The sequence below is a fragment of the Candidatus Brocadia sapporoensis genome, from assembly GCF_001753675.2.
GTDB classification, from domain to species: domain Bacteria; phylum Planctomycetota; class Brocadiia; order Brocadiales; family Brocadiaceae; genus Brocadia; species Brocadia sapporoensis.
In genome coordinates, this window is record NZ_MJUW02000076.1 from 1 (window position 1) to 6,620 (window position 6,620).

The 6,620-nt window shown below is 43.5% G+C and carries 4 protein-coding genes and 1 pseudogene; all 5 read left to right on the plus strand.

The window, feature by feature from the left end:
- Nucleotides 1-384: 384 nt before the first annotated feature.
- The 5 genes and pseudogenes from BIY37_RS13450 (at nucleotide 385) to BIY37_RS06850 (ending at nucleotide 6,507) form a co-directional block, all read left to right on the plus strand.
- Nucleotides 385-555: a hypothetical protein gene (locus tag BIY37_RS13450; RefSeq protein WP_179129319.1), complete on the plus strand. Its 171-nt coding sequence runs from the start codon at nucleotides 385-387 to the stop codon at nucleotides 553-555.
- A 29-nt stretch (nucleotides 556-584) separates the two neighbouring features.
- A pseudogene (gene tsaA, locus BIY37_RS14350) lies at nucleotides 585-1,067 on the plus strand (tRNA (N6-threonylcarbamoyladenosine(37)-N6)-methyltransferase TrmO); the annotation flags it as partial.
- 141 nt (nucleotides 1,068-1,208) lie between these two features.
- Nucleotides 1,209-1,733 carry a class I SAM-dependent methyltransferase gene (locus BIY37_RS14355; protein ID WP_420886186.1) on the plus strand — a complete coding sequence of 175 codons (525 nt, stop codon included), beginning with the start codon at nucleotides 1,209-1,211 and terminating at the stop codon, nucleotides 1,731-1,733.
- A 302-nt stretch (nucleotides 1,734-2,035) separates the two neighbouring features.
- Nucleotides 2,036-4,441: an EcoAI/FtnUII family type I restriction enzme subunit R gene (hsdR, locus tag BIY37_RS06845; RefSeq protein ID WP_070067094.1), complete on the plus strand. Its 2,406-nt coding sequence runs from the start codon at nucleotides 2,036-2,038 to the stop codon at nucleotides 4,439-4,441.
- A gap of 629 nt (nucleotides 4,442-5,070) precedes the next feature.
- Nucleotides 5,071-6,507, plus strand: a complete 1,437-nt coding sequence (locus BIY37_RS06850) for a class I SAM-dependent DNA methyltransferase (RefSeq protein ID WP_070067095.1) — start codon at nucleotides 5,071-5,073, stop codon at nucleotides 6,505-6,507.
- Nucleotides 6,508-6,620: the final 113 nt, after the last annotated feature.

A 6,620-nucleotide genomic window follows, 5' to 3' on the forward strand; every position in this document is an offset into this window, starting at 1 on the left:
TCAATATTTTGTTCACTCATAGTGTTTGTGAGCGAATGTACGCTGAATAGTTACTATTTTTTATGCTATTGAAAAAGAACTATTATGAAAATTTACCCATAGAAAACTTAGAAGACCCGCAACAATAAATACTGATTTAAAAATCCATAAATAATTGATAAGATGGCAAGAAAGACTTTTTTCACAAATTTGCAGGGAAGCATTCCCGATTTTTTTTAGCAGTTCATAGAGTCAGGGCAAAACAATCCAATAACCCTGACAGGGTTAACACTACTGTGCATTTCATGAAAAGCTGGCGGCAATCACAAAAAATCGGGAATGCTCTCACTTTGCTGCATTAGCGCCCAAAAACAGCAGAACAGTTCTGGATGTAACAAAATAAAATTGAAATACGTCTACGAAGGAAATGTTCCCGGCGAAGGAGGAGAGAATACGTATTGTTATCATTGCGGAGAGGCCGTTATAACCCGGTATCGTTTTGAAATCAGAGAAAATAAATTGACAGAGGGGAAGTGTCCGAAGTGCAAGAATCAGATTGATGGGGTTGGATTTTAAAAATATCTTCTTGAAAAGATGGCTGAAGAATGAGACAAGCAATCATGTATCGTCCCATAGGCATGATACATTCTCCTTTCCATGAGCCGCATGATGCTCCAATACAATCCTCCTGCGCCGGTGATAGTGAAGGAACTATTGAAATATTTCCTGAATATGCCGAGGGACTCGCGGACCTGGAAGGATTTTCGCATATTATTCTGCTCTATCATTTCCATGTATCAAAAAAATGGTATTCCCTGAAGGTGAAGCCCTATCTGGATGATCAGTTACACGGAGTATTTGCGACGCGTGCTCCGGCGCGTCCGAACGCCATTGGCATGTCGATCGTGCGCCTCATCAGGGTTGAAGGAGGGAGGCTCTATATACGTGGTATGGATATTCTGGATGGCACACCGCTCCTCGATATCAAGCCTTATGTACCGGAATTTGATTCACGTAATGTCAGTAAGATTGGTTGGCTTTCCGGTAAAATCGGCAAACTTTCTGAAACAAAAAGCGATGGCAGATTTTATCGCAGGACAAACATCTTTGACCTTTTAACAGATAAATACGATGCCTGGTACGACTCAAATGAGGGGCGCCTCATTTATGAGAGCGAACTGGAATGCATCCGGCCGCTGGTTGAAGACCTTCCCGGACCTATCCTTGAGATCGGAGCCGGCACGGGGAGGTTTGCCATGCATTACCCCGGTGCAGTAGGGATCGATCCCTCGCTGAATGCGCTTAAAGTAGCAAAAAAAAGAGGGGTAGTGACCGTATGTGGTTGTGGAGAGCACCTTCCCTTTAAAGATGAATCCTTCGGATCTATTTTCATCATCGTTACCGTCTGTTTTGTCGATAAACCATGGGAGGTTTTAAGAGAAGCCAGGGGCGTATTGAAAAAGGAGGGAAGCATCATAATCGGCCTCATTCCAAAGGATTCTCCATGGGGCATGTTTTACGGGGAGAAGAAAAAATCCGGCCATCCCTTTTACAGCAGTGCGAGGTTTTATACCGTGAAAGACGTAGAAAATATGCTGCAAATAGCAGGGTTGAAAATATCCAGGATCAGGAGTACCTTGCTGCAAAGACCTGATGAACAGCGTAAAGTAGAGGAGTCCGTAGAAGGATACATAAATGGTGCGGGATTCATCTGCATAGAGGCGAAGCCAGTCCCTTGCGAGGGTATTTTCTGATCGCGAAGGGTTTGCTTACAAATCAACGGGTTTGAGTCCGGAACTGATTATGGTGTTGCATTGCGAGGGCTTGCCTCTATTTTCCCGTTCATTCGTTAAGAAAGATAATTATCGTAGTCCCTGCATCATTGAGAAAACAATGGCAGAATGAACTCTTTGAGAAATTTAACATCCCTGGTGTTATTGTCGATGGGTCAGAATATAAAACATCGAAAAAAGATGCATTACATCCTTTTGACCGTAATAACCTTGCAGTTGTTGTCTCCACTCCTTTTGCCTTTTTAAAAAAGGGTTAAAAACAAATGAGTAATAAAAAAGATTTGTCAGAACGAGATATATGCACACAGTTCATCTTTCCTGCACTTGTTAAAGCCGGATGGAATGTTGAGAAACAAGTCCGGGAAGAGGTCTTCTTTACAGACGGCCGAATTTTTGTCAAAGGCAAAAAGACAGTCCGGGGTAAAAGAAAACGTGCTGATTTTATTCTCTACCTCAAACCAAATATTCCCTTAGCCGTTATTGAAGCAAAGGACAACAATCATTCAGTAGGAGCCGGATTACAGCAGGCGTTAGAATATGCAGAGATACTCGATGTCCCGGTTGCATTCAGCTCAAACGGTGATGGCTTTGTTCAGCATGATCGCTCCGGTTTTTCTGATCAAATCGAGAAAGAATTGTCTTTAGACACCTTCCCTTCTTCTGCTGAACTTTGGAAGATGTATAAAAAGCACAAGAATATTGAAACGCCCGAGCAGGAAGAGATCGCCTCTTTTGATTACTTTTTTGACGGATCAGGGCGGGCGCCTCGTTATTACCAGCAGATAGCCATTAACCGAACTGTGGAAGCCGTCGCCCGCGGGCAGAACAGAATCCTCCTCGTGATGGCTACCGGAACGGGAAAGACCTATACCGCCTTCCAGATTATTTATCGCCTCTGGAAAAACGGACGTAAAAAACGGATTCTCTTTCTCGCAGATCGCAATGTGCTTATTGATCAGACCAGACGTAATGACTTTAAACATTTCAAAGATCGCATGACGGTCATCAAAAAGAAAAAGATCGACAAGGCGTTTGAAATCTACCTTGCCCTCTATCAGGGATTAACAAACTACAATGAGGACAAGGATGCGTATAAAGAATTCAGCCCGGATTTCTTTGATCTTGTGGTTGTTGACGAGTGCCATCGTGGAAGCGCGGCCGCTGATAGCGCATGGAGGGCTATACTTGATTATTTTCGTTCCGCAACGCATATTGGCCTTACTGCAACGCCGAGGGAAACAAGAGAAATATCCAATATCGGATATTTTGGCGAACCGATTTATACCTACACGCTCAGGCAAGGTATCGAAGATGGATTCCTGGCCCCCTATAAAGTTCTACGCGTTGGATTTAATATCGATCTTGAAGGCTGGCGTCCGGAAACAGGCAAGACAGATAAAGACGGCATCGAGGTTGAAGACCGTATTTATAACGCCAGGGATTTTGATAAAAACCTCGTGATTGATGAGCGAACAAAGCTGGTTGCCAAAAAGGTGTCGGAATATTTACGGAAAACAAACCGATACGATAAAACGATAGTTTTTTGTGTGGATATTGAACACGCGGAGCGGATGAGGCAGGCCATCGCTAATGAAAACCAGGATTTGACGCTTGAAAACTGTAAGTATGTCATGCGCATTACCGGCGATGATGAGCAGGGCAAGCGCGAGGTGGATAATTTCATAAACCCTGAGGAACGATATCCGGTTATCGCTACTACGTCGAAATTGATGACCACCGGTGTTGATGCACAGACCTGCAAATTGATCGTGCTTGATTCAAACATCAGATCAATGACAGAATTCAAGCAGATTATCGGACGCGGAACTCGTATTAACGAAGAGTATGACAAGACGTCCTTCGCCATTATGGACTTCCGCAATGTGACGAATCTTTTTGCGGATCCGGCGTTTGACGGCGATCCGGTTATGATTAGGGAGGTTACGGGCGAAGACGAATTAACGGATCAGGATATTCATCCCGAAGAAAATCAGGAGATCATTGATCCGGAGACTGGACAGCCAGTGGATTTTAAAGAAGAAATACCGGATGAATACTCCCCACAACCTGACATTATTCAGGGTGGTGAAATTGTGTCTGAGCCTCCGCCGAAGGTATATGTGGCAGGAGTGGATGTTTCAGTGTTAAACGAGCGGGTTCAACATCTGGACGCAAACGGAAACCTTATCACCGAAAGCCTCAAAGATTACACAAAAAAGGGCATCGTGCAGGAATTTCAATCACTCGATGATTTCCTTACCCGATGGAACAACGCTCATAAAAAGAAAGCGATTATAGAGGAATTAGAATCGCAGGGGATTATTCCGGAAAACCTGATGTCAGGGGTAAAGAAGGATTTGGATGTCTTTGACCTTATCTGCCACATTGCGTGGGACATGCCTGCGCTTACCCGGCGGGAGCGCGCAGAAAATGTAAAGAAGCGCAATTATTTCACGAAATATGGGGAGAAGGCGCGTAAGGTTATTGAGGCGCTACTGGATAAATATGCTGATGAGGGCATTGAAAATATAGAAGACCTTGCAATTTTGAGAATAGAACCGTTTAATCAAATCGGAACACCGACGGAAATCGTACAGATTTTCGGCGGGAGAGAGCAATATCTTCATGTTATTGAAGAACTGGAGTACGAACTCTATACAGCAGCGTAAAGATTTCTCACAAAGAACACAAAGCTCGCGAAGAAAAAATGGATGAAATGGTTATAAAGCGGAGGTGCAAAAAAGTATTTCATTAAATTATAAGGGAATAATCCTGGCGCAGCTATGCCGCAACCAATTCCCTTTATGAAAGTGGGGAGATTGCTTCGGAAAAAACCCTCGCAATGACACTGGCTATGCATTTTGAGGGCATACTGCATATTGTCATTGCGAGCAACCTGTCTGCGTGCGGACACGCTCAGGCAGAAGCGAAACAATCCCGTATTTGTCATTGCGAGCGAAGCGAAGCAATCTTTCACTCATAAACAAACAGTGCCTCCTGATAAGTGTTGAATTTATAGAAGTACTAACTATTTAAAATGTAGTATATTTGCCTTTATGTTTTTAAACAACTAACCCGAACTAAATCAAATAAATGAATGATATCTTATCATAAGAAATGTTTGGTTGTTGAAGCGATAAAGAACAGTTCATGGGTATTGATAATCTTTTCCGCCTTGTTCGGTTTAGGATTACTTATTAATTTTAACGAAACCCTTTTGAAAAACGGAATTAAAAGAGTTATTAATGGAAAGATTTAATTTCTCTGTGTTCTTAGTGCCCTTTGTGAGAGAAACAAGATGAAAAACATCGGTAATATTATTAAAACATTACAAAACATCATGCGCAAAGATCCCGGTGTTTCCGGAGATGCCCAGCGCATTGAACAACTTGGCTGGATGATAAGCCTGAAAATTCTGGATGATAAAGACAAAGAGCTTGAAATCCTGAATGATAAATATGTTTCGCCGATGCCTAAGGAGCTTCAATGGCGTAACTGGGCGGCTGACGACGAAGGCATGACCGGTGATGAATTAAAGAATTTTGTTGATGGGAAGCTCATCCCGAAACTTAAAAACCTCGACGTCAGTTCCGGGAATAAACGCGCACTTATCATCCGGGAGATATTCGACGGCACCAATAACTACATGAAGAATGGTACGATCATTCGCCAGGTCATCAACCAACTCAACCAGATTGACTTCAATAAAGCCGAAGACCGTCATCTGTTTGGCGATATTTACGAAACGATCTTGCGTGATCTTCAAAGTGCAGGCAATTATGGAGAGTTTTATACCCCACGCGCCTTGACGGAGTTTATTACTGAAGTGATCAACCCTCGATTAGGTGAAAAAGTGCTCGATCCCGCCTGCGGCACCGGCGGATTTTTAACCAGCGCCATAGAAAATATCCGCAAACAAGATGTGAAAGGCGTTGAAGACCTTAAGACGCTGGAAAAAACCATTCATGGCATGGAATTTAAACCGCTTCCCTTCATGCTCTGCGTAACCAATCTGATATTGCATGATATTGAAGTGCCGAATGTGGATTATACCGACAGCTTAAACCGCGAATATACCTCAATTGGTCAAAAAGACCGGGTGGACGTCATCCTTGCCAATCCGCCTTTTGGCGCCTCGGTTACCGATGGGGCAGAAACCAACTTTCCTCAAAACTTTCGTACAACGGAAAGCGCCGATCTTTTCTTAATGCTCATGGTGCGGTATCTGAAAGACGGCGGTCGTGCCGGCATCGTTTTGCCGGATGGTTCGCTGACAGGAGAAGGCGTAAAACAGCGCATCCGTCAGCATTTTTTAGAGAATTGTAATCTGCATACCATTGTTCGTCTGCCCAATTCAGTCTTTCAGCCGTATGCCAGCGTTGCCACGAATCTGCTCTTTTTTGAAAAAGGCAAACCGACGAAAGAAATCTGGTACTGGGAACACAAACTGCCCGAAGGCGTGAAGGCATACAGCAAGACGAAGCCGATTCAGAAAAGCGAGTTTGACGGTCTTAAAAAATGGTGGAAGAAGCGGAAGGAAAATGAACAGGCGTGGAAGGTGTCTGTTGATACGATTGCTGCAAATAGCTATAACCTTGACATAAAAAATCCGCATACCCCGGAAGAAAAACACGTGTATACAAGCGCCGAACTGGTAACGATGCTTCACGAATCATTTCGCAAGAGCGATGAGCTTCTAGAGAAGCTAAGAGAAGAGTTGAAAAACACTACGTAGAATCTGAATCCAACGGAGAATCCCGAAGGGATGAAATGATTATAGAAATTACGTGAAAACCGTAACTATTCAGCGAAACGGATGGTGAGAGAGAATAATTTCTCAGAATAGTT